Source organism: Truepera sp., from assembly GCA_032027045.1.
Lineage (GTDB): Bacteria > Deinococcota > Deinococci > Deinococcales > Trueperaceae > JAAYYF01.
Map to the genome: position 1 here is coordinate 761,872 of JAVSMU010000001.1, position 26,109 is coordinate 787,980.

Annotated in this window: 24 protein-coding genes and 1 tRNA gene; 7 read left to right on the plus strand and 18 right to left on the minus strand. The window is 68.9% G+C overall.

Features of this window, described 5'->3' with window-relative positions:
• Nucleotides 1-66 precede the first annotated feature (66 nt).
• On the plus strand, nt 67-2,796 hold the full coding sequence (acnA, locus tag ROY82_03390) for an aconitate hydratase AcnA (protein MDT3681512.1): 2,730 nt from the start codon (nt 67-69) through the stop codon (nt 2,794-2,796).
• A 60-nt stretch (nt 2,797-2,856) separates the two neighbouring features.
• On the plus strand, nt 2,857-3,276 hold the full coding sequence (locus ROY82_03395; protein MDT3681513.1) for a hypothetical protein: 420 nt from the start codon (nt 2,857-2,859) through the stop codon (nt 3,274-3,276).
• On the opposite strand, the gene ROY82_03400 is transcribed toward ROY82_03395, so the two are convergent.
• A complete protein-coding gene (locus ROY82_03400) occupies nt 3,273-4,121 on the minus strand; it encodes an SDR family oxidoreductase (protein MDT3681514.1) in 849 nt (282 codons plus the stop codon). The genes ROY82_03395 and ROY82_03400 overlap by 4 nt on opposite strands.
• A gap of 80 nt (nt 4,122-4,201) precedes the next feature.
• Here ROY82_03400 and ROY82_03405 point away from each other — a divergent pair, with 80 nt between their 5' ends.
• On the plus strand, nt 4,202-5,341 hold the full coding sequence (locus ROY82_03405; GenBank protein MDT3681515.1) for a SpoIID/LytB domain-containing protein: 1,140 nt from the start codon (nt 4,202-4,204) through the stop codon (nt 5,339-5,341).
• A gap of 30 nt (nt 5,342-5,371) precedes the next feature.
• On the opposite strand, the gene ROY82_03410 is transcribed toward ROY82_03405, so the two are convergent.
• Entirely contained in the window at nt 5,372-5,650 is a 279-nt protein-coding gene (locus ROY82_03410) for a metal-sensitive transcriptional regulator (protein MDT3681516.1), read from the minus strand.
• 109 nt (nt 5,651-5,759) lie between these two features.
• Between ROY82_03410 and ROY82_03415 the strand changes: the two genes are divergently transcribed.
• Genes ROY82_03415 through mfd form a run of 3 tightly spaced genes read left to right on the plus strand, consistent with a single transcriptional unit; the run spans nt 5,760 to nt 9,949 of the window.
• The gene (locus tag ROY82_03415; GenBank protein ID MDT3681517.1) at nt 5,760-5,960 is read left to right on the plus strand and encodes a hypothetical protein; all 201 of its coding nucleotides are present in this window, start codon (nt 5,760-5,762) and stop codon (nt 5,958-5,960) included.
• Nucleotides 5,957-6,802 (plus strand): 16S rRNA (cytidine(1402)-2'-O)-methyltransferase, encoded by an 846-nt coding sequence (gene rsmI / locus ROY82_03420; GenBank protein ID MDT3681518.1) that lies wholly within the window; start codon nt 5,957-5,959, stop codon nt 6,800-6,802. The genes ROY82_03415 and rsmI overlap by 4 nt, the downstream gene beginning before the upstream one ends.
• Nucleotides 6,803-6,847: 45 nt before the next feature.
• Nucleotides 6,848-9,949 (plus strand): transcription-repair coupling factor, encoded by a 3,102-nt coding sequence (mfd, locus tag ROY82_03425; GenBank protein ID MDT3681519.1) that lies wholly within the window; start codon nt 6,848-6,850, stop codon nt 9,947-9,949.
• A 129-nt stretch (nt 9,950-10,078) separates the two neighbouring features.
• Here the strand turns inward: mfd and ROY82_03430 are convergent, their stop codons facing one another.
• From ROY82_03430 to ROY82_03490, 13 genes are all read right to left on the minus strand, one after another.
• Nucleotides 10,079-10,537: a hypothetical protein gene (locus tag ROY82_03430; protein ID MDT3681520.1), complete on the minus strand. Its 459-nt coding sequence runs from the start codon at nt 10,535-10,537 to the stop codon at nt 10,079-10,081.
• 147 nt (nt 10,538-10,684) lie between these two features.
• On the minus strand, nt 10,685-11,050 hold the full coding sequence (locus ROY82_03435) for a GIY-YIG nuclease family protein (protein ID MDT3681521.1): 366 nt from the start codon (nt 11,048-11,050) through the stop codon (nt 10,685-10,687).
• Nucleotides 11,051-11,064: 14 nt separating this feature from the next.
• A complete protein-coding gene (gene era, locus ROY82_03440; protein MDT3681522.1) occupies nt 11,065-12,012 on the minus strand; it encodes a GTPase Era in 948 nt (315 codons plus the stop codon).
• A gap of 52 nt (nt 12,013-12,064) precedes the next feature.
• Complete coding sequence (locus tag ROY82_03445) at nt 12,065-13,324, minus strand: multidrug effflux MFS transporter (protein ID MDT3681523.1); 1,260 nt, start codon at nt 13,322-13,324, stop codon at nt 12,065-12,067.
• A gap of 95 nt (nt 13,325-13,419) precedes the next feature.
• Nucleotides 13,420-13,496 (minus strand) — tRNA-Met (locus tag ROY82_03450).
• Between the two features lie 102 nt (nt 13,497-13,598).
• Nucleotides 13,599-14,693: a DUF2156 domain-containing protein gene (locus ROY82_03455; GenBank protein ID MDT3681524.1), complete on the minus strand. Its 1,095-nt coding sequence runs from the start codon at nt 14,691-14,693 to the stop codon at nt 13,599-13,601.
• A 166-nt stretch (nt 14,694-14,859) separates the two neighbouring features.
• Complete coding sequence (locus ROY82_03460) at nt 14,860-15,432, minus strand: methylated-DNA--[protein]-cysteine S-methyltransferase (protein MDT3681525.1); 573 nt, start codon at nt 15,430-15,432, stop codon at nt 14,860-14,862.
• The gene (locus tag ROY82_03465; GenBank protein MDT3681526.1) at nt 15,429-15,983 is read right to left on the minus strand and encodes a pentapeptide repeat-containing protein; all 555 of its coding nucleotides are present in this window, start codon (nt 15,981-15,983) and stop codon (nt 15,429-15,431) included. The genes ROY82_03460 and ROY82_03465 overlap by 4 nt, the downstream gene beginning before the upstream one ends.
• Before the next feature lie 153 nt (nt 15,984-16,136).
• Nucleotides 16,137-16,382: a hypothetical protein gene (locus ROY82_03470; protein MDT3681527.1), complete on the minus strand. Its 246-nt coding sequence runs from the start codon at nt 16,380-16,382 to the stop codon at nt 16,137-16,139.
• A 668-nt stretch (nt 16,383-17,050) separates the two neighbouring features.
• On the minus strand, nt 17,051-18,352 hold the full coding sequence (locus tag ROY82_03475) for a thymidine phosphorylase (GenBank protein MDT3681528.1): 1,302 nt from the start codon (nt 18,350-18,352) through the stop codon (nt 17,051-17,053).
• A gap of 88 nt (nt 18,353-18,440) precedes the next feature.
• Nucleotides 18,441-20,009, minus strand: coding sequence for a UDP-N-acetylmuramyl-tripeptide synthetase (gene murE, locus ROY82_03480; GenBank protein ID MDT3681529.1), 1,569 nt, complete (start codon nt 20,007-20,009; stop codon nt 18,441-18,443).
• Nucleotides 20,006-20,644 carry a deoxynucleoside kinase gene (locus ROY82_03485; protein ID MDT3681530.1) on the minus strand — a complete coding sequence of 213 codons (639 nt, stop codon included), beginning with the start codon at nt 20,642-20,644 and terminating at the stop codon, nt 20,006-20,008. The genes murE and ROY82_03485 overlap by 4 nt, the downstream gene beginning before the upstream one ends.
• The gene (locus ROY82_03490) at nt 20,641-21,243 is read right to left on the minus strand and encodes a deoxynucleoside kinase (GenBank protein ID MDT3681531.1); all 603 of its coding nucleotides are present in this window, start codon (nt 21,241-21,243) and stop codon (nt 20,641-20,643) included. The genes ROY82_03485 and ROY82_03490 overlap by 4 nt, the downstream gene beginning before the upstream one ends.
• Nucleotides 21,244-21,329: 86 nt before the next feature.
• On the opposite strand from ROY82_03490, the gene ROY82_03495 reads away from it, so the two are divergent.
• On the plus strand, nt 21,330-22,763 hold the full coding sequence (locus tag ROY82_03495; GenBank protein MDT3681532.1) for a hemolysin family protein: 1,434 nt from the start codon (nt 21,330-21,332) through the stop codon (nt 22,761-22,763).
• A 25-nt stretch (nt 22,764-22,788) separates the two neighbouring features.
• Here the strand turns inward: ROY82_03495 and alr are convergent, their stop codons facing one another.
• From alr to ROY82_03510, 3 genes are all read right to left on the minus strand, one after another.
• A complete protein-coding gene (gene alr / locus ROY82_03500) occupies nt 22,789-23,895 on the minus strand; it encodes an alanine racemase (protein ID MDT3681533.1) in 1,107 nt (368 codons plus the stop codon).
• 64 nt (nt 23,896-23,959) lie between these two features.
• Entirely contained in the window at nt 23,960-25,150 is a 1,191-nt protein-coding gene (locus ROY82_03505; protein MDT3681534.1) for an amino acid ABC transporter permease, read from the minus strand.
• Between the two features lie 64 nt (nt 25,151-25,214).
• Complete coding sequence (locus ROY82_03510; GenBank protein ID MDT3681535.1) at nt 25,215-25,988, minus strand: basic amino acid ABC transporter substrate-binding protein; 774 nt, start codon at nt 25,986-25,988, stop codon at nt 25,215-25,217.
• Nucleotides 25,989-26,109: the final 121 nt, after the last annotated feature.

Consider the following 26,109-nt stretch of genomic DNA (forward strand, 5'->3'; position numbering starts at 1 on the left):
TGGACGCCGGCGTTGGACGGCGTCTCGAACGTTCCGTTCCGGATCTTAGACAAGGAGCAAGTGACCATGACCAGCAATCAGGCCAACTCGTTCGGCGCCAAGTCGACGCTCGACACGGGCTCCGGCGAAGCCTACTACTACCGCCTCGCCGCCCTGCAGGAGCAGGGCCTGGGCAGCGTGGACAAGATGCCTTTCTCGATCAAGGTCCTGCTCGAATCGCTGCTGAGGAACGAGGACGGCTTCCTCGTGACGCGCGCGGACATCGAGCGACTGGCCGGCTACGATCCGAAGAAGCGGTACGAAGACGAGATCCCGTTCATGCCGTCACGGGTGATCCTGCAGGACTTCACCGGCGTGCCCGCCGTCGTCGACCTAGCGGCCCTGCGCAGCGCCATGCACCGCCTGGGCGGCGACCCGGAGAAGATCAACCCGCAGGTGCCCGTCGACCTGGTGATCGATCACTCCGTGCAGGTCGACGAGTACGACAACCCGCTCGCGCTGCTGAAGAACTCCAAGATCGAGTTCGAACGCAACCGCGAACGCTACGAGTTCCTGCGCTGGGGCCAGTCGGCCTTCGACAACTTCAACGTCGTGCCGCCCGCATCCGGCATCGTCCACCAGGTGAACCTCGAGTACCTGGCTCGGGGCGTGCAGCACAAACCCCACGGCGACAAGGAAGTCGTGTTCCCCGACTCGCTCGTCGGCACCGACAGCCACACGACCATGATCAACGGCCTCGGCGTCCTCGGCTGGGGCGTCGGTGGCATCGAGGCCGAGGCGGTCATGCTCGGCCAGCCCTACTACATGGTCATCCCACAGGTCGTCGGCTTCAGGCTCAAGGGCAAGTTGCCCGAGGGCGCCACGGCCACCGACCTCGTGCTCGTGGTCACCGAGCAACTGCGAAAGCACGGCGTCGTCGGCAAGTTCGTCGAGTTCTTCGGCCCGGGCATGGCCACCATGACCGTTCCCGACCGCGCCACCCTCGGCAACATGGCGCCCGAGTACGGCGCCACGGTGGGCTTCTTCCCGGTCGACGCCGAAACGCTGCGCTACATGCGCCAGACCGGGCGGCTGCCCGACGAGGTCGAGGCCCTGGAGCGCTATTGCCGGGCGAACGGGATGTTCCACGAGGCCGGCTTGACGGAGCCGGAGTTCAGCGAGGTGTTGGAGCTCGACCTCGGCACCGTCGTCCCCAGCGTGGCAGGGCCGAAGCGCCCGCAGGACCGCATCGCGCTCACGGACATGCAGCCGGAGTTCAGGGAGAACCTGCGCCGCCCCATCGAGAAGCGGGGGTTCGCGCTTTCGGACGAGGACCTCGCGCGGACCGGCCACCTCTCGTTCCGGGGCGTGGAGAAGGACCTCACCCACGGCGACATCGTCATCGCGGCCATAACGTCGTGCACCAACACGAGCAACCCGTCGGTGATGCTGGCCGCCGGCCTGGTGGCCAAGAAGGCCGCCGAGCGCGGCATGCGCGCCAAGCCATGGGTGAAGACGAGCCTGGCACCCGGTTCCAAGGTCGTGACCGAGTACCTACGCGACACCGGCCTCCTGCCGTACCTCGAGCAGGTCGGCTTCTACGTCGTGGGCTACGGCTGCACCACTTGTATCGGCAACTCCGGGCCCCTGCCCCCCGCGGTCTCCAAGGCCGTCAACGAGGGCGACATCGTCGCCGTGTCGGTGCTCAGCGGGAACCGCAACTTCGAGGGCCGCATCAACCCCGACGTGAAGGCCAACTACCTGGCCAGCCCACCGCTGGTGGTCGCCTACTCGTTGGTCGGCAGCGTTGACCACGACATCGTCAACGAGCCGTTGGGTGAGGACCAGGACGGCAACCCCGTCTACCTCCGCGACCTGTGGCCAACCTACGAAGACGTGACGGAGCTGCTCGAGGCCGCCATGAACCCGGAGACGTTCAAGCGCATGTACGACGGCATCGAGCGGTCCAACGAGGCGTGGAACGCCATCCCCGTGAAGGGCGGCCAGCTCTTCGACTGGGACGACGCCTCCACCTACATCCAGGAACCGCCCTTCTTCATCGACATGCCGGAAGAGCCGGCCGCGATAGCCCCGATCGAGGGGGCGCGCGCGCTCGTCATGGTCGGCGACTCGGTCACCACCGATCACATCTCACCGGCCGGTTCCATCGCGCTCAACAGCCCCGCGGGCCAGTTCCTCATCGACAGCGGCGTGGCCAAGGCCGACTTCAACTCCTACGGCTCGCGCCGTGGCAACGACCGCGTCATGACGCGCGGCACCTTCGCCAACATCAGGCTGAAGAACCAGCTCGCGCCCGGTACCGAAGGCGGTTACACCACCGACTTCACTAGCGGCGAGGTCACCAGCATCTACGAGGCGGGTCTCAACTACGCCGCCAAGGAGGTGCCCACCATCGTGATGGCCGGGAACGACTACGGCATGGGATCGAGCCGCGACTGGGCGGCCAAGGGCACGTACCTCCTCGGCGTCAAGGCAGTGATCGCCAAGAGCTACGAGCGCATCCACCGTTCGAACCTGGTGGGCATGGGCGTGTTGCCGCTGCAGTTCCTCGCCAAGGACGACCCCACCAGCCTCGGGCTCGACGGCACCGAGACCTTCGACATCCAGGTCGACGAGAACGTGACGCCCCGCCAGCGCCTGGCAGTCACGGCCACGAAGGGGGACGGTAGCCGGGTCCAGTTCGAGGTGGCCTGCCGCCTCGACACCCCCGTCGAGTTGGAGTACTACCGCAACGGCGGCATCCTCCACACGGTGTTGCGCAACCTGCATAAGGCCACGGCAGGGGCCGAGGCCTGACCCAGGGGCCCCACTGGCCTCCTCGCCTACCCATCCGCGCATGCCCGTTATACTCCTGGCATGCGCGGTTTCATCGGGTTCTTGGTAATAGTCGCCATCGTGTTCTTCGCCGTGGGCGAGACGCGCGGCTGGTACTTGGGCATCCCAGGCCAGACACCCATATTGGTCTACAAGAAGGACTTCACGTCGACCACCACCCGCAGGACCATGCAACGGACCGACATGCCGGTACGCTTCACGGGCGACGTGCGCAACGGCACCGTCAAGGTCGAGGTGCATTACCAGCGGCCGAGCAGCTTCCAGACGAACACCCCTGCCGGCCAGGACTCCAGGATCTTCGAGGGCACGTACGTCAAGGGCCAGCGGGTAGCCCTCGACCGGATCTTCGAGAACGGCGGAGGCGTCTACACGGTGAAGGTCACGTACCAAGACGCCACCGGCATCTTCAACCTGAAACTCCCGGGGGGCCCGGACCTCTAGCCGCGCTTCCTGGCGGCTTCCAGGGCGTCCCACTGCTCGGGGGTCACCGCGTCCAGCAGGTTGAACTCGCCGGCGTTGAAGGCGCTCTCACCGCCGTCGATGTAGATGAGGTCGCCGCTGATGAACCCCGCCTCGTCCGACAGCAGGTAACTGGCCAGGTTCGCCAGCTCCAGGTGATCACCCACGCGGCCCAGCGGCACGCGGCTCTCGAAGAGCCGCTCGATCTCCTTGGTGGGTAGCAGGCGGCTCCAGGCGCCCGGCGTAGGGAAGGGGCCCGGGGCTACGGCGTTGAGCCTGATGCCGTACTTGCCCCACTCGCCGGCGAGGGAGCGCGTGAGGGAAACGACGCCGGCCTTGGCCACCGCCGAAGGCGCCACGTAGCCGGAGCCGTGTTCGGCGTAGGTGGCGGCGATCGAGAGCACGACGCCCTTGGTGCCCTCGGCGATCCAGCGCTTGCCCAACTCCAGGGTGGCGTAGACGGTGCCGTGCAAGACGATGTTGAGTACGGCGTCGAACGCCCGATGCGACAGCCTCTCGGTGGGCGAGATGAAGTTGCCCGCCGCGTTGTTCACGAGCGCGTCGACCTTGCCGAAGCGCGCGTACGCCTGGTCCAGGGCCGCCGTCACGGCTTCCGGGTCGCGCACGTCGAGGGCGACCGGCAACACCTGGCGACCCGTTTCGGCCTCGAGCGCCGCGGCCTGCTCCTGGAGGAGTTCGAAGCGCCTGCTCGCGATGACGGCGTTGGCTCCCAGCTCCAGGAACCTGCGCGTCATGGAGAGCCCCAGGCCGCTCCCGCCCCCGGTGACGAAGACGACCTTGTCTAGCAACAGATCGGTTCTGAACATGACCCATAGTCGCATGGGCCGCGCACGCTGTGGAGTACTTCTGGCGAGCCCGGCTACTCCAAGGTCATACTTGACCAGCGATGTGTTTCCGCCTTCCACCCGCGAACCGCGTGGCCCTCTTGGTAGCACTGATAACCCTCGTCAGCTCGCTGCAGTCGGCAGCCGCTCAGACGTACTTCGCCGCGCCCACCCCGGTGCGGGTCCTGCTCGCGGTGGTGCCCTTCGTCGACGTGGAGGCCACGGGCGCCCACCACGGCGCGGTCGGCAACCAGCGCTTCTCCACCCGGACCGGCCTCAGCTGGCCCGTTACTGCCAGTGAGGGCATGCTGTACGTGGACGGTCACGAGTTGGCCGAGACGCTGACCATCGCGGCCGACGCCGGCACGCTGGGGGTCCTGGGACGGCACTACCGCGGCGCCATCCGCCTGAGCGCCGTGGGCGAGCAGGTGGAGGTCGTCAACGTGCTCGACCTGGAGTCGTACCTGAGGGGCGTCGTGCCCTCGGAGATGGCGGCGTCGTGGCCCATGGAGGCCCTCAAGGCGCAGGCGGTGGCCGCGCGCTCGTACACCCTGGTGTCGCTTGACGCGTCCGCTCGTTACGACCTCTGCGCCACGGTGGACTGCCAGGTATACCGCGGGGTGGAGGCCGAACAGCCGCGCAGCGACGCCGCCATCGCGGCGACTGCCGGCGTCGTCGTCACCTACGGCGGCCTGACCGCGCGCACCTACTACCACTCCGACTCGGGGGGAACCGTGGCGTCCAGCCGCGAGGTCTGGGGCTCGAGCATCCCGTACCTGGTAGCCCTGCAGGACGTGCCGTCGTCCACTCCCCACCGGGCGTGGACGACGAGGCTCGATGCGGGTACCCTCACGGCCAGCCTCGACGCCGCCGGCCTCGGCGTGGGCACGGTCGGCTCGTTGCGCGTGGTCGCGATCAGCGAGTCGGGGCGAGTCGCCGAACTGGAGGTCTCGGGCAGCGCCGGGTCGCGCGTCCTGCGGGGCCGGCAACTGAACTCGCTCGCGCGCGGCTGGGGCCTCAAGTCCATGCGCTTCTCCGTGCAGGGCGGTCTGACGGTGCGTGGAGACGGCTGGGGCCACGGGGTGGGCATGAGCCAGTACGGCGCCAGGGCACTGGCGCTCGCCGGCTACGACTACGGTCGGATCCTAGGCTACTACTACCCGAGAACGTCTCTCACGCGCTTCGTTGCCGGCGCGCCGTAAGGGTCGGGCTCGATCCGGGGCGCTACGCTCTCAGCCGCGCGCCAGCTTGATGACGGTGAGCAACTCTTCTACGTCCTGCTCGCCCTGCGCCAGCGCCGACCGGCACTCGGTCAGGTAGTTCGCGAGTATCTCGTCCCCGGCAGCGTCGAGGGCCTTGCGCGTGCCCGCCACCAGCGTCAGCACCTCGCGGCAAGGTCGCTCCTCCTCGATCATGCGCTGTAAGCCACGCACCTGGCCCTCCAGGCGCTTGAGGCGATTCACGATCTTGCGACGCGCCTCGAGTGCGTTGGGTTCTATCGACGTCGGCACCGCTCCTCCTTTACCCCCGGGGAGTATCGTACCGCCCCGGAGCCGGGGGCGCCGTCCGCCGGACAGCTCCTCACAACTGGTAGCCTCTAAGGATGCTTGGCGGGACCCGGTGAACTACGCCGCCCTCCTTGGGCTTCTGGCTGCGGTCACGTTCACGCTGCCGCTCCTCGCGCGCTTGGCCGAGTCGCTGGGCCTGCACCGCAGTGCCGGTGTGGGGGTGAGCCTGGCCATCGCCTTGGCGGTAGCCTTGGGCTGGTTCGTGCGCGCCAGGGCGGCAGCGCGCAAACGCCCGGGCAGCCAGGACCCGTGAGCAGGGCCGCAGCGCACCTCACGCTCGTACCCACGCCCATCGGCAACCTGGGCGACATTACCTTCCGCGCCGTGGAGGCCCTGAAGGCGGCCGACGTCGTTGCCGCCGAGGACACGCGGCATAGCCGGGCGCTCTTGGAGCATTACGGCATCGGCACGCCCCTGACGCGGCTGGACGTGCACACCATCGCCGCCCGCGGCCCCGGCCTGCTGGAACGTCACGCCAACGTGGCATACGTGACCGACGCCGGCAGCCCCGGCATCTCCGACCCAGGGGCGGAGCTGGTGCGCCTCGCCATCCAGTTGGGGCTGCGCGTCGAGGCGCTCCCGGGCCCCACCGCCGTGATACCCGCCGTCGTGCTCTCGGGGTTGCCGACGGCCAGGTTCACCTTCGAAGGGTTCCTGCCCCGCAAGGGCGGCGACCGCGACCGGCGGCTCCATGGGGTGGCCGCGTCGAGCGCCACTTCGGCGCTCTACGAGGCGCCAGGGCGCCTGAGCGCCACGCTTGCCGATCTCGTCCGGGCCTGCGGGGGCGACCGCGGGGCCAGCGTGAGCCGTGAGCTCAGCAAGCTTCACGAGGAGACCATCAGGGGCAACCTTGCCGAGTTGGAGGCCCACTTCCGTGCCCGCGACGTTAGGGGCGAGATCGTGATCGTGGTGGCGCCCGCTCCCGAGGCCGCGGCGGGTGACGGCGCCGGACCCAGGCGAACGGCCGAGGCACTGGCGGGCGCCGGAGTTCGCGGTAGGCTGTTGCGCGATGCGCTGATCGCCCTGGACGTGCCCAGGAACGAGGCGTACCGTCTGGCCCTGGAACACCCGGAGCGCCCCCTCACGGAGGAGTGACGCTCGCGGGCGTTCGTGCGTGCCGCCCAACCGGAAGGTCGAAGCTTGAGCACTTCAGCCCCACTCACCGCCGCTGCCGGCACCGAGGCCCCGGTGGCCGTGGGAGGCCGCTACTTGGGCCTCCCCGCCGCGGCGCGGCTCATGACCTTCGCCCGCCACGTCGGCCCGGCCGTCCTCATCACGACGCCGGGGCGCAAGGCGCTGTTCGACGAAACACACGTCTTCGGCGCCTTGCGCAGCGTAGACCCCGGACTCACCGACTGGCACGAGAAGCGCGAGAAGGTGATCCTCACCCTCGGCCACGCCCTGGCCCCGTTCCCCGCGCGGCCCGAGGACTTCGCACTGGAGCTGATCAAAGGGGGGCGTTACCCCCGCGAGGAGCTGCTCGACCGGCTCATCGCTTACGGCTACGCGCGCGACGCCGCGCCGGGATTCACGGTGCGCGGCGACAGCGTCACCGTCTACCGCGAGAGCCTCGCCGAGGGGAGTGGCGACGAGGACGACGAAGCCGAGCTTCCCGAGGCTCCTCCGGGCAGCCTGCGCCTCGAGTTCTTCGGCGACGAGCTGGACGCGCTGTCGAGCGCCGGCGAGGCCGTAGAGCGCGCGGTGCTGGCGCCGCGCAGCGTGAGCGAGGCCACCCGGACGGCGTTCACGGCGCGGTTACTGGCGACCCTTCCCGGCCCCGTGTTCCTGGACGCCCCCGAGCTCTACGCGGGCGACCTGAGCGAAGAGGCGGCCGACTGGCTGTGGGAGCACCTGGCAACGCGCGACGTGGTGTCGTTCGGCCGCGACCCGCTGACTCTCGAGGAACGCCAGGCGGGCGTGGGGGCGTTGCCCTACTACAGGGGCAAGTTGAGCGACTTCACGAGCGACCTGCACATGTGGCTGAGAGACGGCTACTCCGTGCAGCTCCTGCTGAAGTTCGAGCGCTCCGGCCGCTACTTGAGGGAACGCGTGATAGACGCCTACGAGTCGCACTGGCGCAACACCGTGGAACACCACCCGGGGCAGATAACGCTCTCGCTCGCCCCCGGAGTCGAGGGCGGCTACAAGTACGACGAGCGCAGGGAGGTCGTCCTCACCGAGGAGCTCCTCTACGGCTACGAGGGCGGCAGGAAGGCAACCAGGCTCACCGGCAAGCGGATTCACGACGCGGCCCAGCTGACGGTCGGTGACTACCTCATCCACCCAGACCACGGTATCGGGCGCTTCGTCGCGCTCGAGCCCAGGCAGGTGGTCGGCGTGGTTCGCGACTACCTCCAGCTCCAGTACGCCGGCGAGGGCAAGCTCTACCTGCCCGTCGAGCTGCTGCCGCTCCTCAGGCGGCATCCGGGCACCACCGACGATCCCCCGCGCCTCTCCACGCTCGGCACGAACGAGTGGGCGCGGGCCCGCGAGAAGGCGCGAGCCAGCGCCGAACTGCTGGCCGCCGAACTCATCAAGACCTACGCCAAGCGCCAGGTGAGCAGGGGCACCAGCTTCCCACCGGTGCCCGAGTGGGACGTGCTCATAGAGCAGAACTGCCCGTTCACGCTGACGCCCGACCAACAGGACGCCGTCGAGGCCGTCTTGCGCGACATGGAGCGCGACGTGCCCATGGAGCGCCTCATCTCGGGCGACGTGGGCTACGGCAAGACGGAGGTGGCCATCCGCGCGGCGCACCGCGCCGTCGGCAACTCGGCCCAAGTGGCGGTGCTGGTGCCGACCACGGTGCTGGCGCGACAACACTTCGAGACGCTGCAGGAGCGCTTCCGCGGCCTGCCCGTGACGGTCGAGATGCTCTCCCGCTTCACGAGCGACGCGCGCGCCAGGACCACCCTGCAGGGCCTCGAGGACGGCAGCGTGGACATCGTGGTGGGCACCCATCGCCTGCTCAACGAGGCCATCGTCTACAAGAACCTCGGGTTGCTCGTGGTCGACGAGGAGCACCGCTTCGGCGTGGGGCAGAAGGAGCGGCTCAAGGGCCTCAAGGCCAACCTCGACGTGCTGTCGCTCTCGGCCACGCCCATCCCGCGCACCCTCTACATGAGCCTCGTCGGCCTGCGCGACGTGTCGCAGATCATGACGCCCCCAGAGGGCCGCAAGCCCATCCGGACCGTGTTGCAGCCGTACGACCCCATGCTCGTGCGCGAGGGCGTGCTCTTCGAGTTGGAGCGCGGCGGCAAGGTCTTCTACATCCACGACCGCATCGGGTCCATCGGGATGCGCGCCCGCACCCTGGGCCGGCTCGTGCCCGAGGCGCGCATCGGCGTGGCGCACGGCCAGATGGGGGAGGCGGAGCTCGAGGAGATCATGCTCGGGTTCGAGGAGGGCGCCTACGACGTGCTCCTCTCGACCACCATCGTCGAGTCGGGTCTCGACATCGTGGGCGCCAACACGCTGGTCATCGAACGGGCCGACCGCCTGGGCCTGGCGCAGCTCTACCAGTTGCGGGGGCGCGTGGGGCGGCGCGAGACCGAGGCGTGGGCGTACATGCTCTATCCGGGCCGCCTGACGGAGCAGGCCCAACGGCGCCTGTACGCCATCGCGGAGCTCAACGACCTGGGCTCGGGCCACCTGCTGGCCGAGAAGGACATGGAGATCCGCGGGGTGGGCAACCTGCTGGGCGGCGAGCAGCACGGGCACATCAGCGCCGTCTCGCTCGAGGTCTACACGGAGATGCTGGCCGAGGAGGTCGCCAAGCTCAAGGGCGAGCTGCGAGCGGCCGAGGTCCCGCAGGTGACGGTGGACCTCAACTTGGACGCGCGCTTGAGCCCCACCTACGTCCAAGACGATGCAGTCAGGATCAACTATTACGGCCGCCTCGCCTCCACCACCGGCTTGGCCGAGGTCAACCGCATCGCCCGCGAGATGCGCGAGGCGTTCGGGCCGTTCCCGCCGGAGGTGAAGGCGTTCGTGGAGCTGACCCGCCTACGCTTGCTCGCCGGCGCCAAGGGCGTCGCGAGCATCAAGGAGCACATGACGGACGTGCAGGTGTCGATGAACGGTGCGCTGGAGACGCTCGACTACGACGCCAAGCGCCTGCGGGCGCTGGCGTTCAAGGCGGAACCGACGCGTTACCCGCCCGGCTTCAGCGTCAAGAAGAAGGGGCTCAAGGACGTGGAGGTGCCGGGAGCGCTCATGGAGCTGCTCTACCTCGTCGGCTGAGCCTGCGTTCCGGGGCCGAATCGAGGGGGCCCGCCTACGACGCCCCGGGCTCACGACCGAAGCCGCGGATACGAAGTGGCGCCCCGCGGCCGAAGCTGCGGGGCGCCACTAGTTCTTAGGGTCTAGCGCTTAGAAGTGGTAGTTGAAGCCGAGGCGGCCGGTGACGCCGAAGTTGAAGGTCGGGACGACGGCGATGGACGGACCTACTTCGAGGAACACGCCGCCTTCCGGCAGGCCGGCGCTGGCAAGGCTGAACTCGCCACCGACGAAGGTGTTGATGCCGACTGCCACTCCGGAGCCGAGGCCGAGGCCAACGCCCCCGCCGACGTACACCTGAATGGGCGCGTCACCCATGTCGACCGCGAGGTCGTAGAGGACGTCGGCGCCGATGGCGAAGCCACCCGTGCCGATGTAGTTGTAGCCCGCGTTGAGGCGGACGGCCAGGTTGGGCGCCACGTTGTCGATACCGAAGTGCAGCGCGGCACCTGGGTACCCGGCGCTGACGCCGGCCCACATACCACTCTGTGCGAATGCTGCACCCGCACCAAGGGTGGCTACAGCGATCAGGGTGACCAGAAACTTGCGCATGCGAACCCTCCAAACCGATCTGAGAAGAGAAAGTAGTGTTCTCCTCGCCTGCCCGGTTATATCATGCCTCTGTAAAAGCAACAAGTCAGGTGTTTCACTCTAATCCGATGGGAATCGGGGTTTCTCGGCGGCGTCTTCCTCCGCGGTTCATTCTTGCCCGTTGCCGCCCCCGAACCTTTCGCTCGCCCTACGCCGAGCGTCCCGAACGAGGGGCGTGGCGCGGTTGCAGCGCGGCAGCGCACCACTGTGTGCGGCGCGGTAGTCGTCGAGCAGGCGCGCCTCCTCGGCCTGGGGCACGGCGCTGTAGGCGTAACGCCAGAAGCCCGCGTTCGTGGCCACGCAGCCGCCCTTCGCCAGGTGCTGCCGGATGCGGTTCGGGACGTCGACGGCCGACTGGCCGATGTAGATCACACTGCGCCGTTCGTCGGCGATCTCGTACACGCCCGGCATGGCGTCCCGCCCCCTGACCGGCGGTAACCGGTCGAGGGAGCGCCAGCGGGCGGCGATGGGCACTCGGTCTCCCTAGCTCACGGCTCGTAGCCGAGCTCGCGTAGGGCCTCGCGGTCCTCGCGCCACGAGGGCCGCACCACCACCTCGAGGTCCAAGTAGATCTTCTCCTGCAAGAAGATCTCCAGCTGCTTTCGGGCCATCTTGCCGATCTCCTTGATCATGGCTCCGCCCTTGCCGATCACCATGCGGCGGTGGCCTGTCTTCTCGACCCAGATCTCCGCCGTTAACACCAGCGGACGACCGTCCTCCGCGTCCTCCCACGACACGACCTGCACGGCAACGCTGTAAGGGAGCTCCTCGCGCAGGTGGATCATGGCCGCCTCGCGGATGAGCTCGCCGGCCCACTGCTCGCGCGACTGGTCCGAGCGGACGTCGGTAGGGAAGTAGAAGGGGCCCTCCTGAAGGGTCTCCATGAGGTCGTCCCTGAGCGCGTAGACGGCTTGCGGGTCGTTCAGTGCCGACAGCGCCACGACGCGCTGGGCCTGCGGGGCGAGGTCGGAGTAGAGCTGCAGCGCCTCCTCCGGGTACTTGGCCGCATCGACCTTGTTGCCGACGACGATCAGGGGCGTCTCGTCCAGCGCGCTACCCAGCAGCCTGGCCACCGACTTGTCCTCTTCGGTGGGTGGGTGGCGCAGGTCCACGACCCACAGCACGGCGTCCACGTCGACCAGGGCGTCGCGAATCTCGCGACGCATCGCCTGGTCGAGGGCGCTGCCACCGCCCTTGTGGAAGCCAGGCGTGTCGACGAACACGAGCTGGCGGTCGTCCGCCGTGTAGATGCCGCGCACGCCGCGCCGCGTGGTCTGCGGTTTGGGGGTTATCGGGGCCACCTTCACGCCCAGCATGGTGTTGAGCAGCGTGGACTTGCCCACGTTCGGCTTGCCGACGATGACCACGAAGCCGCTCCTGGTCTGCGGGGCGTCGCCAGGCTGCGGGCCGGCGCCGTCTAAGGGTTCGTTGTTCAAGCTCGTCGTCCTCTCGTGGCCGGTCCCGGCCCCTGGTCTAGATGCTAGTGCGTCAGCGCTTGGCGCGCGAGTGGCGCGCGGGCCGGGAAGGCCCCAAGGCCCACAGGTGCGCGGGGTAGGAGAGCACGGCGAGCACCGCCAGGCCCAGGGCGAGGGGGAGCGGGCCCCTGTCCGCGAAGCTGGCGATGATGGTGCCGAGCGCGGTACCCAGCGACAGTTGTGCGAACCCCATTAGCCCGGACGCCATGCCCGCGCGCCCCTGGTGCGGGTCGAGGGCGACTGTCGTCCCGTTACCGAGGGTCAGCGAGAAGGCGGCGAAGAACGCCATCAGGTTGATCACGAAGGATGGGAGCGTGACGACGCCGAGCACCACCTGCGCCAACAAGGCGAAGCTCGCGACCATGAAAGCGGGCACCGCCATGCGTAGGATCTGGGCGGGGGCGTAGCGCCGCAGGAGCCACACGTTGAGCGGCTGGGCGAGGAAGGTGGTGGACGCCACCGCGGCGAACACCAGCGCGAAACCGCCCTCGCTCAGGCCGAAGTAGCCGATGTAGATCGCCGGTGCGGAGAGCAGGTAGCTCATCAGGCCCGCGTAGGCCAGGGCCATGAGGAGCACCGTCCAGCCGGAGCGCGGGTCCGTGAAGATGAGGCGGGCGTTGCGCCAGATCCCTCCGAGCCTGAGGGCGTCGCGGTCGCGCTCCAGCACGGTCTCGGGGAGCACGAGCCACACGAGCAGCGCGAGCACCACGGCCACCAGCACCAAGAAGACGAAGATGGCCCGCCACTGGCCGATGCTTAGCAGCAGGGCACCCACGGCGGGCGCCAGTAGTGGCGCTGCCGCGAAGAAGATCATCGCGAACGACAGCATGCGCCCGAGTTCTCGGCCCTGGTACAGGTCGCGCAGCACCGCGCGCGAGAGTATGGGCCCGGAGGAGGCGCCCAGGCCCTGAACGAAGCGGCCGACCAGGAGCAGCGGAAGCGTCGGCGCGGCCCACGAGATGAGACCGCCGACGAGGTAGACCCCGAGCCCGAACAGCAGCACCGGCCTGCGCCCGAAGCGGTCGGCAAAAGAGCCGACGACCAGGTGCGGTATGGCGTAGCCCAGCATGAAAACGCTTACTACTAACTGGATGGCCGCGTCCGTCACGCCGAAGTGAGCGGCCATCGCGGGGAAGGCGGGCAACATGGCGTCCGTGGCGAGCGCGCTGACCGTCATGAGCGCCCCCACGACCACCAGCAAGGTGAGTGGGGCCAGCTTGCGTTTACCGGCCGCCTTGCTGGTGCCCAACGCGGTGGTCTGGTCGCTGCTCATGAGGCCTTCCCGGGTCGTCCTCGGTCGGTAGCCATCACCTTCCGAGGTCGTGAAAACGCACAGGACCACTGCTTAGGTGGCCCTGTGCGTGCGGTTGGTTGCGGGGACAGGATTTGAACCTGTGACCTTCGGGTTATGAGCCCGACGAGCTACCAGACTGCTCCACCCCGCGCCGATTTTGCCCGTTGGAAGCGGCCCGAGGACCGCCGACGACGCAAAAGCAAGTCTACCCGTGAAGGCGCGGGCGTGTCAACAAGGGCCGTAACGAAGGGCCTCACCCGAGCAGCAACGCCGACGCCAGGGCGAGGCAGTCCCTCGCCGTCACGCCCTCTTCACTCGCCAGGAGGTAAACGCTCTCCCAGCCGTCGGGCTGGAACTTGCCCTTGAAAGCGTACAGCCCCTCGAAGTCGTAAAAGCGTGAGCACCACCTAAGGGCGAGGCGCTCGGCCCTGAGTAGCCAGGCCGGCGCGTCGTCGGCGCCGGCGGCCGGCTCGGCGCGGCGAGCCAAAGGCGCCAGGCCCAGCGTGATCCGCGTGGAGTCCTCGCCCAACGCCCTTACGGCAGCGTCCAGCAGCAACTCGGTCGTCCCGTTGGGCGCGCGGGGGTGGCGCACCACCTTGTCGATGAGCCAGCCGTTGCGAAGGGGGATCGGTGCCGCCGTGAGGTAGCCCAACACGGTGGGGGCGGGACCCCTCGTCGGTGCACCGCCGCCGGCTTGGGAAAAGGCCGCGTCCGCGGTGGCGAGGAACAACCGCTTGTCGTTCAGCGCCCCGGGCCCGGCCGCGTGAGGGTCGGAGTGGGCCAGGAAGCCCAGTAGGGGCAGTCGTTTCGAGGCGAGCCACGCGCGGTGGCAGGCAGTAAGGCCCGCCGCGAGCTCGGTACAAGCGAGCGCCTCGAGCACGTGTACCCCCTTGTTCATGGCGCGGTTGCGTTGCGCCCTCAACGACGAGTTGCCGTCGAAGCGTTGGCTCCATGACCGGACGGTCCAGGTGGGCTGCTTGCCGACCACGTGGGCAGCGTAGTTCCCCGACCCCTTCAGCCGGTCCTCGGCCAAGAAGTAACAGACTCTCTTGTGCCGTTTGCGCGACTCCTCTTCGAACTCCGCCGCCACGCTCGCGAGGCGCTCGCTGGCCGCGACCGGCGCACCCGCTACCAGGCGCACGCCGGCGAACTGTGCGTAGCCGACGACGGCGTCCCCGGCGGCGCTGAACCAGTGCCGCATGCCGCGGTCGAGCACCTGGTGCGAGGTTGAGTTCCAGCCGTGTTCGAGGACGAGTGACCTTGCGCGACGCAGCCGCGCTTCGGCGGCTGTGGCTGTTCGGGGGTTTCGGGGGCGCCGTAGCGACCGCCAGTGGGGTCGGTCGAGCATCGTGAGGGGAAGTGAACGTGAAAGAGGGCGCACCGGCGAAGGGTAACGCCGTTCGGCCCAAGGGCCCGTGACGCGGCGGGCGTACTGGGCAAGGTCGTCGGCGCGGCCGAGCGTTGCGTCGGAGCCGTCGGCGGAGCCGTGGAACCGTGCGTGGGCTTATGCGTGCCTAGAAGCCCGGCAGTGGGTCCTGGACCGTGCCGCGGGCGGTGGAAAGGCGTTCGCGCTCGAGCAGCGCCCGCTTCCGGCCGACACCCCAGCGGTACCCCCGGAGGCCGCCGTCCTTGCCGATCACGCGGTGGCACGGCACGAGGACCGCCACCGGGTTCGCGCCGCACGCGGCCGCCACTGCCCTTACCGCACTGCCAGAACCGATGCGCCGCGCGAGTTCCGAGTAGGTCACCCGCTCGCCCGGCGCCACCTGCTGCAGGGCCCGCCACACGCGCAGTTGGAACGAAGTGCCTTGCAGGTCGAGGGGCAAACCGGGCTCGGTCGAGGGATCTTCCAGGACGGCCCTCACGCGGGCAGCGATGCCGGACGCGATGCCGGACGCGACGCCGCTAGGGTCCACCTGGCCGGCGTCGGCCCGCTCGGCCTCGGGGTAACGGGCGCGGAGCTCTTGGGTGAGTGGCCCCGGCGCATCGCTCAAGGTCAGCGCGCAGATGCCCCGTTCGGTCGTAGCAACGAGGAAGCTGCCCAGCCAACACTCGCCCGTGCTGAAGCGAACCGGAGACGGTGTCATTCGATTATCAACCCGACGGCGAGGAGAACCCCGGCCGCCTCGGGCAGCGAGACCCGTGCGCCACGAAGGTTGTTGTCCAGGGGCGACAGCACGTAGTTGCGCGACGTGCGCAGGTCGGCGCCGGAGAGGTCGTTGCGGGCGAACGTGCAGCGCGCGAAGTCGGTGGCGCTGAAGTCGACGCCGTTGAGTTGGCAACCGAGGAACTCGGCCTCCCAGGCCCTGCAGGCAACGAACGCACAGGCGGTGAGATCCATGTTCCGGAAGGAACAGAAGCTCAGGTCGCAGCCCTCGAAGGAGGCGTCCGGGACGAGCGGCAACTGGTTGAGGAACTCGAAGCGGACGCCGCTCAGACGGCAGGTGTCGAAGTGTACGGCGCTGAAGGCCGCGTCCGTCAGGTCGATCATGCCTAGCTCGCAGCCTTCGAAGCGGCAGTCGGAAAGCTGGGAGTCCTTCAGCGACGCGCCGGTCAGGTCGCAGCGGACGAAGGTGCAGCCGGAGACTATGGCGCCCGCCAGGTTCAGGTCGTCAGCGGTCAGGCCCTCGAACCTCACAGCGGTATGCCGGGTTGCATGCGAGTAGTCGTGCGCCCGGGACCTACGGGTCACGGTGAGTTGGAAGGTGCGGCATTCTCGTCCTCCTGGGGCGACGGCAGTGCACCTGCCATTCTAGGCGCCGCACCCTTTCGTGGGTGCGGCGCCTGAGCTTCAATGCGCCCTGCCGAGCCCGCCCCGGTGGACCCTTGGTCTCCCGAGGGCTGCCTTCCAGGCGGTGGCCGCGCGCGCTTCCATCTCGGCGAGCTCGGCCCGGACGGCTTCTAGCGCGGCCTCGCGAGCGCGTTCGCGGTGATGCGCCCTCACGGCCTTGAGTACGGAGTGGTGAGCGGCTCGAGCCCTAAGGTCGTCTACGCGCTCCAGGCCTGCGCGGAGTTTGGTGTGACTCAGATCGAACATGTGGTTGCCCTCCCGGGGCGGGGTGGTCCTTGCGTGGGCAACCTCGGACTCGGCTTGGCCTCGTCAGCGGTTCGCCCGGTGGTGTAGTTCTCGGTGTTCTAGCTCGTGCGCGGTTTGTTGATTCAGGGGTTCCACGCTTCGAATGTGCGTGGTCGGAGCGTTGACTGCCCCTAACTCCATGACGTCACGCGCATAGGTGTTCGGTGCCATGACTCTCCTTCCCGGTCCGGTTCTCGGCTTGGGTGGGGACTTGCGGGGCCAGGCGGCTCAGGCGCACCATAGCGGTGCGACGTGAGGCGCGGGCCTACGGTTTTTAGGGTTCCGTCGTTGGGCGGCGCTCGTGGCCCGGACTCAGGCGCAGCGCGCGGCGAGGCCGATGGCGACCGGAACCGCCCAACGAACGGAAGTGCTTGCTCGTTCAGTTCTCAATGTCGCTCACCTCCTCACGTCTCGGGCTTGAGCCTCGAGCCTGGGAGTCTCGACTCCCAGGCGGGGACATTAGCAGAGTGGAACCCGCTTGTCAAGCAAGCAAGCAAGCGGCGGCGGCAAGCAAGCAGCGCGGCGGAGGCGGCCCACGCCTCTCTACGGACCAGTCTTGAGTTGACACGGCGCCGGCCGCAGCAGCATGTCACGCCGCCAGCAGCTGCGGCAGCGGCTACGGCGCACGCTCAGCCGCTGGAACCGATGCCTCGCTCGATGATCAGCGGCTCCGGCGTTGCCGCGTCGGCGATCTCGTAGGCTTCCTCGAGAAGGCGTCGAGCCGGCTCCAGCCCCCGGCCGCCGCGGTGCCAGAGCGTTGCAAGCCCGTCGTTCGCCGTCACCTCGTCACCGACCTTGGCGTGCAGCTCGACGCCGACGCCAACGTCGACGGCGTCGCCCTTGCGGCTGCGGCCGCCCCCGAGCACGCCCGCGGCGCGGCCCACCGCCAGCGCCTGGACGGCGGCGACCACACCGGTTCGCGGTGCCCTGAGCACCCACTGGTCCGGGGCCCGCTCCAGGTTGCCGAGGCCGCTTACGTCACCGCCCTGAGCGCGGATCCACGCCTCGAAGCGCTCCATGGCGCGGCCGCTGCCGATGGCGCCGTGCAGGGCGGCCCTCGTTGCCGGCAGCCCCGCCGCTTCCAGCACCTCCTGCGCGAGGACGAGGCAGAGCTCCTCGAGGTCGGCGGGGCCCTCGCCCCTGAGGCAGGCCACGGCCTCCTCGACCTCGAGGGCGTTGCCGACCATGTGCCCGAGCGGCTGCGCCATGCTCGAGAGCACGGCGCGCATGTTGCGCCCGTTGTGGCGCCCGATGCTCACCATCGCCTCGCCGAGGGCGCGCGCGTCGGGCACGGTCTTCATGAAGGCGCCGCTGCCTACCTTGACGTCGAGGACGATCGACTTGGCGCCGCCGGCCAGTTTCTTGCTCATGACGCTGCTGGCGATGAGGGGCAACGACTCGACGGTGCCCGTGGCGTCGCGCAGCGCGTATAGGAGCCCGTCGGCGGGGGCGAGGTCCTTCGACTGGCCGGTCACGACCACTCCCACGTCGCGCGCCACGGCGAGGAACTCGTCGTCTGTGAGCTCCGCGCGGAAGCCGGGGATGCTCTCGAGCTTGTCGACGGTGCCGCCCGTGTGCCCCAGGCCGCGCCCGCTCATCTTGGCGACCGTGCCCCCCATGGCGGCGAGCAGCGGGGCGAGGACCAGCGTGGTCTTGTCGCCCACGCCGCCGGTCGAGTGCTTGTCGACGGTGTTCGGGAGCGCCGACAGGTCGAGCACGTCGCCGGAGTTCGCCATGGTGAGCGTCAGCGCCGCGGTCTCGCGCGCCGTCATGCCGCGCCAGCAGACGGCCATCAACCAAGCAGACACCTGGTAGTCGGGCACGTTGCCGGCTACGTAGCCCGACAAGAACGCCTCGAGATCGGCCGCGGAGTGCTCCTTGCCGGCACGTTTGGCGAGGATCATGTCGACGGGCCCGGGCGCGACGCTCACGCGGGCCACCGCCTCGGGTCCAGCGGACGTTCGTTCATGGGAAGACTGTAGCGAATCGAGGGCCCTCGCGTACGTGCAGGTTGCCCCGTCAGGGGCGCTCGCGGAGCTCGGCCAGGGCGAGGCGCGCCTCGGCAGCCTCGTCCCAGGCGAGGGTCTCGGCGGCCCTCTCGAGCGTGCGCTCGTGGCCCTTGCCGGCGAGCAGGACCACGTCACCCGGCCGGGCGTGCCGTAGTGCCCAACGGATCGCTTCGCGCCGGTCCGGCACGAGAGCGAAGCCGTCGCCCTCCCGGGCGCCGGTGGTGGCGGCCCCGGAGGCGAGGGCCCTCAGGATCTGGCCGGTGTCCTCCGAGCGCGAGTCCTCCTCGGTGAACACGGCCAGGTCGGCGCCCAGCGCGGCCTCGCGGCCGATGGGCCGGCGCTTGCCGGGGTCTCGTTCGCCGGCGGCGCCGACCACGACGATGGTCCTGCCGCCGGGGCGCCTCACCGCCGCCAGCGCCTTCGCCAGGGCCGGCGCGGTGTGGGCGAAGTCGGCGATGACGGTTACCGGCTCCGCCTGCACGACCTGCATGCGCCCAGGCACGCCCGGGAAGCTCTCGAGGCGCTCCGCGGCCTCCCCCAGGGGAACGCCTTCCAGGTGCGCCGCCGCTACGGCGGCAGCGGCGTTCCAGGCGTTGAAGCCTCCGACCATGGGCAGGCGAACGGTTGCCAGCTCGCTGCCGAAGCTCAGCTCGAACTCGAGGCCGCCCTGCCGGGGCTTGACCTCGCCTATGCGCACGTCGGCCTCGGCGGCCGAACCGTAGGTGAGCGCCTCGCGGCTCGCGGCCAGGAAGTAGGCATGATGTTCGTCGTCGAGGTTGACGACCGAGCGTCCTGCTCGTCGCACGAGGGTGGCCTTGGCCTCCCGGTACGCCTCCAGGCTGCCGTGGTGGTCGAGATGTTCCGGCGTCAGGTTGGTGAGGACGCCGGTGGCGTAGGCGACGGCGTCCAGGCGGTTGAGGGAGAAGCCATGCGAGCTCGACTCGAGCACCACGTGGCTGGCGCCGCCGCGCAGGAAACGCCCCAGCAGGGCCTGCACCTCCGTGGCCTCAGGCGTCGTGAAGTGCCCCTCGAGGGGCTCGAGTGTGCGGTTGCCTACCTTCTTGATGCCCGCCGTGCTCAGTAGCGCCGCCTCGTGCCCCTGTGAGAGCAGCCAGTGGAGCAGGTAGCTCGTGGTGGTCTTGCCGTCCGTGCCGGTCACGCCCAGCACGCGGAGGTGCTCGGAGGGGCGGCGCTCGAGGGCGGCAGCGAGGTAGGGCAGAGCGCGGCGGGCATCTCGGACTTGCAGGTATGGCACAGTCAGCGTCACCGGGAGCGCGCCTAAGGGCACCTCGCCGACGACCGCCACGGCGCCGGCGGCCACGGCGGCGGGGACGTGGGCGTGAGCGTCGACCTTGGCGCCGCGGCGCGCCACGAAGAGCGTGCCGGGCGTCACGAGCCGATGGTCCTGGGCCACGCGCGTGATCCAGGGGTTGGCGCCATCCAACCTGGATAGAGCGGTCAGTATAGCCGTAGGCCTTCCCGTTCCTGCCGGGAACAGTTCCGGAGCCGCGTCGACGGCGTCGGCGAACAGGTCGAGCAGCCGAAGGGGGGCGGCCGAGCCCGACTCCACTTCACTCACCCCACGACCGGCGCGCTCAGGCCACTTCGTTCGAGCAGGTCGAGGACCTTACGCAAGTCGCCCTGGTCGTTGACGAAGTCGAGGTCGTCGCCGGGGACCACCACAACCGGCGAGAGGCTGTAGTCCTCGATCCAGTTCTCGTAGAGGTCGTTCAACCGCTGCAGGTAGCCGTCGTCCATGGTCGCCTCGTAGGGGCGGCCGCGCTGGGCGATGTGCCGTTTGAGCGTCCCCAGGCTCGCCCTCAGGTAGATGAGCAGGTCGGGCGGCCTGAGCGCGGCCAGGACCGCGTGGTAGAGCGTGCGGTAAGAGGCGTGGTCGCGATCGTCCATGAGGCCGTCGTCGTGCAGCAGGCGCGCGAAGATGGCCGCGTCCTCGTACACGGTGCGGTCCTGGATAACGCGCCGCCCCGGGTTCACCTCGCGCAAGTGCTGCTTCAGTCGCGCCGCCAGGAAGAAGACCTGAGAGTGGAACGCGTAGCGCGGCATGTCGGCGTAGAAGTCCTCGAGGTACGGGTTCTGGTCCACGGCCTCGTAGACGGGCGCCAGGTGATAGCGCGCCGACAGGACCCTCGTCAGGCTCGACTTGCCGGCGCCGATGTTGCCGGCAACCGCCACGTAGATGCCCCCGGCGCTCACTTTGCGCCCGCCCAGTCGCGGATCTCGGCCAGTAACCGCGCCCGCTGCTCCGCGTCGGTCACGAAGTCGATGGCGCCGGCGTCGACGACCCTCACGGGCGTGTGGGAGCGCGCGAAGAAGTCGTCGTAGGCGGCCGTGATGCGCCGCAAGTAACCGGCTTCGATCTCCGCCTCGAACGGGCGTCCACGCTTTGCGATCCGTTCCAGCAGTACCTCGGGCTGCGCCCGCAGGTAGACGACCAGATCGGGTAGCGGCAGGCGCGAGCGCAACTGTTCGAAGAGCTCACGGTAGAGCTGGAACTCGTCACCCGCGAGGGTGAGCGATGCGAAGAGGAAAGTCTTGTCGAACACGTAGTCGGCTACGGTATGGCTCTGGAAGAGCGGGGCCTGCGCCAACTCGGTATGCTGCCTGAAGCGAGACAGCAAGAAGAACGTCTCGGTCTGGAAAGCGTAGCGCTTCGGGTCCTCGTAGAAGCGCGGAAGGAACGGGTTCTCTTCGACGACCTCGACCACCAGCCGAGCGGGCAGGTCCTCCGCCAGGTAGCGCGCCAGGCTCGTCTTCCCAACGCCGATGGGTCCTTCCACGACGATCGTTGCCATTCCGTGCCGGAGCATACCGTGCACCTATACGGCCCGCGGCACGTACCGGGACGGTCGGGGCGCGCGTGCTACAATCCCCCCAACCGATGGAAGACAACCCTCCGGAACGATCATCGCGCTCGAAGCGCGCCCTACCACTCCTGCTCTTCGCCCTCCCAACCAGTCTCGCCATGGCACAAGGCGGCGTGGCGCCCTCCGGTGGCGTCACCGCCGTCCAGGTCGTGGCCCTCGTGCTGCTGCTGGCCTTGTCGGCGTTCCTCTCTACGGCCCACACCGCGCTGACCACCGTGGGCGAGTGGCGGCTTCGGCGCCTGCGCGAGGAGGGGGGCGGTCCGGCCGGAGCGCTGAGCGTTCTCGAGGACAATCCGGCGCGCTTCATGAGCACGCTCCTTATCGGCAACACGGCCGTCAACGCTGCGATAGCGGTGCTCATCCTCGACCTCCTGCTGCGCAACGCCAGCGCGCTCGGCATCGGCCAGGCACTGGCCATCGCCATCGCCATCGCTGCGGCCAGCGTCGCCATCCTGCTGTTCTGCGAGTTGGCCCCCAAGTCGATCGCCGTCCAGGACCCGTTGCGGGTCACCAAGCTGGTCCTCAGGCCCGTGTACACGCTCTCGATAGTCCTTTACCCCCTCGGCCTGGCGTTCAACTGGTTGTCCAGCCAGTTCCTGCGGATGTTCCGCATCGAGCCCACGCGGGCCGCGCTCATGTCGGAGGGAGAGCTGAGGCTCATGCTCCAGACGGCCGAGGAGTCAGGCGTCATCGAGGCGCAGGAGCGCGCCATGATCAAGGGCGTCATCGACTTGGAGGAGACCGTCGTGCGCGAGGTCATGACACCGCGGGTTGCCGTGGTGGGCATCAGCGGCGACGCCGACCTCAGGGAGCTCCAGGAAGTCGTCACCGCCCACGGCTACAGCCGCCTGCCCGTCTACGGCGAGGGGGTCGACGACATCGAAGGCATGGCCTACGCTCGCGACCTGCTGCCTTACATCGGGCGCTCCGAGACACTGGCGAAGACGAAGGTCAGAGACCTCATGACCCCCGTGCAGTACGTGCCGGAAACGCTTTCGGTACTTAGCCTGCTGCGCGAGATGCGCATGCGGAAGAACCACATAGCCGTAGTGGTAGACGAGTTCGGCGGCACGGCCGGCGTGGTGACTCTCGAAGACATCATCGAGGAGATCACCGGCGAGATCTACGACGAGACCGACGAGGACGAGGTAGAGGACATAGTGGAACTCGAAGACGGCAGCTTCCGCCTGCAGGGCGGGACGCACATCGAGGCGATGGCGTCCAAGTTGGGCCTCGTCTTCGATCCGAACACCGATTACGACACGGTGGCCGGGTTCCTCATCGACGAGTTCGACCACATCGCGCAAGTCGGGGAGGAAGTCACGGTCCAGGGCATGCGCTTCACGGTGGAGGAGGCCGACGAGCGCCGGGTGATCAGCGTCAGGGCCACGCCGGTAGCGCCCGCCGTGCCGGAAACCGAGGCACTTCCTGAGCCCGCGGAGGGTTGACCGCGGGGCCTGCTCGAGCAGTGCCTCAGCCCAAGTAGTTGCGCTCCACGCGCGGCATGAGGCCGGTCAGGAGCTCGTATGACACCGTGCCGACGGCGCGCGCCAGGTCCTCGGCGTCGGGGCCGTCGCCGCCCCAAAGGGTAGCCGCGTCGCCGGGCCCGACCGGTCCGGCGGCGCCGACGTCCAGCAGCATCTGGTCCATGCAGACCCTGCCGACCACGGGGCAGCGCTCGCCGTTCACGCTCGCCCAGCCCTTGCCCGTGAGCGCACGCGGGTAGCCGTCGGCGTAGCCCATCCTCAAGCTCGCAAGCGTGGTGTCATGCGGGGCTTGCCAGAGCCGCCCGTAAGACACGCTCGTGCCGGCGGCTACCCGCTTCACGAAGGTTATAGGCGCCCTCAGGCGCATGACCGGGGCCACGCGCGGCTCCATGGCGGCCACGTGGTCGCTCGAGTGGTAGCCGTAGAGCACGATCCCAGGACGCACCATGTCGTAGTGCGCCTCCGGGTAGGCCAGTATGGCGGCGGAGTTGGCCGCGTGGCGGAGGGGTGCCTGCAGCCCGTCGCGGGCAAGTTCATCCAGGGCGCTCTCGAACGCCTCGACCTGGGCGAGAGTGGCGGCCCTGGACTCCTCGTCGGAATCCGAGAAGTGGGTCCAGACCCCCTGAAGCTCGAGTTGCGCCGCGGCCGCGATGCGGCGGGCGACGCTAGCGGTGGCGGTCCACGGCAGCCCGAGACGGCCCATGCCCGTGTCGACCTTGAGGTGCAGCCTGAGCTTGCGCGGCAGGTCGGCGGCCAGGTAGCGGTCGACCGACGCCTCGTCGGTGGCCACGAGCGCCACGCCCAGGTCGCACAGCTCCGTGATCACGGCGCGGTCCCTCACCGGGATCAGCAGGAGCACGCCTGCGGCCGAGGCGGCGGCGCGGACGGCTCGCGCCTCGTCCGGCGTGGCCACCCCGAACCACTGCGTGCCCTCGGCGGCGAGCCTGTGCGCGACCTCGGGCAGCCCGTGGCCATAGGCGTTGGCCTTGACCATCGCCATGGTCATGACCTCGGGGGCGACGTGCGTCCTCACGTAGGCGAGGTTCCTGGCGAGCACGCCCAGGTCGACGTCCGCGACGGGATTCTCAGACATGCGGGAGTCTATCAGGAGGGCGTGGCGCGGTGACGCCGGTCGTAGGTTTCCGGGACGAGCGCCCTCAGCGGGTCCAACTGGTGCGCCGCTCGGCCGTCTTGGCCACGGAGGACGCCATGAGGGTGAGGATTATGTAGAGGATCGCCACCGTGTTGAACGGCGGAAACACCTCGAAGTTGGCCGCCTGGAACTCCCTCGCGCGCTGCGTGATGTCTCGCACCGAGAGCACCGAGAGGAGCGAAGTGTCCTTGAGCATGGCGATGAACTCGTTGCCCAGGGGCGGAACCACGATGCGCAAGGCTTGCGGCAGCACGACGAAGCGCGCCGTCTGCCAGGTGCTCAGGCCGAGGCTGCGGGCCGCCTCCGTCTGGCCCCTGCCGATGGCCTCGATGCCGGCCCGGAAGATCTCGGCCATGTAGGCCGCGTAGCCGAGGCTGATGCCCACGATGCCGCGCGTGACGCGCGACATGTCGATGAAGCCGCCCGTGGCGTCACGGATGGCGCCCTGAAGCGGGAAGCCGACGTAGAGGATCACGACCAGCATGGGTATCCCGCGGAGCACGTCGACGTAGAGCTCGGAAACGAGCCTGAGTGGGTGGGAGCCGCTCTGCCAGCTGGCGAAGGTGAGCGACAGGCCCAGACCGCCCAGGAACAGCAGCAGCATCGCCGGGCGTTGCAGCGCCGGCGTGAGGAACGACGTGCGCCACAAGACGTTGGCGCCGGCCGGCACGTCTGCCACCGGCAGGAGCGCCGCGGTCACCTGACCGGACTCGAGGCGCTCGAGGGCGGCCGCGGAATCGACCACGGCGCGGACCGCCTGGGAACCCTCGGCGCCCGGGTACTGCCCACGCTTCACGGGGTCGGAGGCGCTGGCCGGGGTGCCTTGAAGGATGGCCACGCGCCCCTCCGTGTTGCCGATGAGGACGTACTGCTCGTGCGGCCTCGTCAACAGCGCGGCCGCCCCGATCAGCAGGACGGCCGAGCCGATCAGGAAGTTGCGCACGGTGTGTTCGCCCAGCTTCAGGAGCTGCAGGCCCGCCAGCACCAGGCCCAGCGCAGAGGCCGCCAGGTAGGCGACCACGGTGACGAACACCGTGGTCCCGATGCCTGGGACGAGGAACTTGAGCGCGTCTTGGTAGCGGTCCGACGAGGCGAAGAGGTAGACGACGAACGGGAGCGCCGTCAGCAGGATCAGGTAACTCGGCCTGATGTTGCTGAGAACGCCGCGGCGCCGGGCCGTGGGCGAGGGGTTCACCTGGGCCCCTCGACGTGCCTGACCCGGCGCCGATGACGTTTCATGAACTTGGCGGAACTAGCCCTTACGGGGCTTCTTCGCCAGTGAACCACTTGGCGCCGAGCGCCGCGAGGGTGCCGTCGGCCTTGATCATCTCGATGCCGGCGTTGAGGGCGTCCACCAGCTCGTTGCCCTGCTGCACCGCGAAGCCGAGCTTGTCGCCGGACTCGACGTTGCGGATGGGCGCGGCGATCTGGCCGGCGTACTGCTGCACGAAGGCGTCGGCCGAGGAGTCGTCGATCATCACGCCGTCGACGTCACCGTTGATGAGCGCCAGGATGGCGGCGTTGAAGTCGTCGTAGATGCGCACGCGGTCACGGCCGACGAGCTCTTGGGCGAGATCCGCGTTGGTGGTGCCGTTCTGGGCGCCGAGGATGAGCTTGCTGTCGGTGACGGTGAAGTCGGCGAGGGTCAGGTTCGAGTCCTCGGTGCGCACGGCGACGGCCTGGTTGACCTCGTGGTACGGCTCTGTGAACTCGACGACCTTGGCCCGCTCGGGGGTGATGCTGATGCCCGAGGCGATCATGTCGAACTCGCCGTTGGCCAGTGCCGCGAAGATGCCGTCCCAGGCAGTGGTCTGGAACTTGGCGACGCAGTTGACGCGCTCGCAGATGGCGTTGACCACGTCGACGTCGAAGCCGACGATGTCGCCGTTCTGATCCACCGTCTCGAACGGCGGGTAGGTGGTGTCGGAGCCGACGATTATCGTGCGACCGCCGAGATCGGGCGTTTGTGCCAGCGCCATCGTCCCGGCGAGGGCGAGGGCGAGTACCACCAGGCTTGAGAGTAACCGCTTCATTTGCAACCTCCGCTTGAGCGCCGCGGGCGCTCACCTATGAGTAATGCCGACCACGCGAGCATAAGCGCGCGCCGCGGGCTCTTGCAACAGAGTACCTTCGGGAGTCGCCCGACGGTTAAGA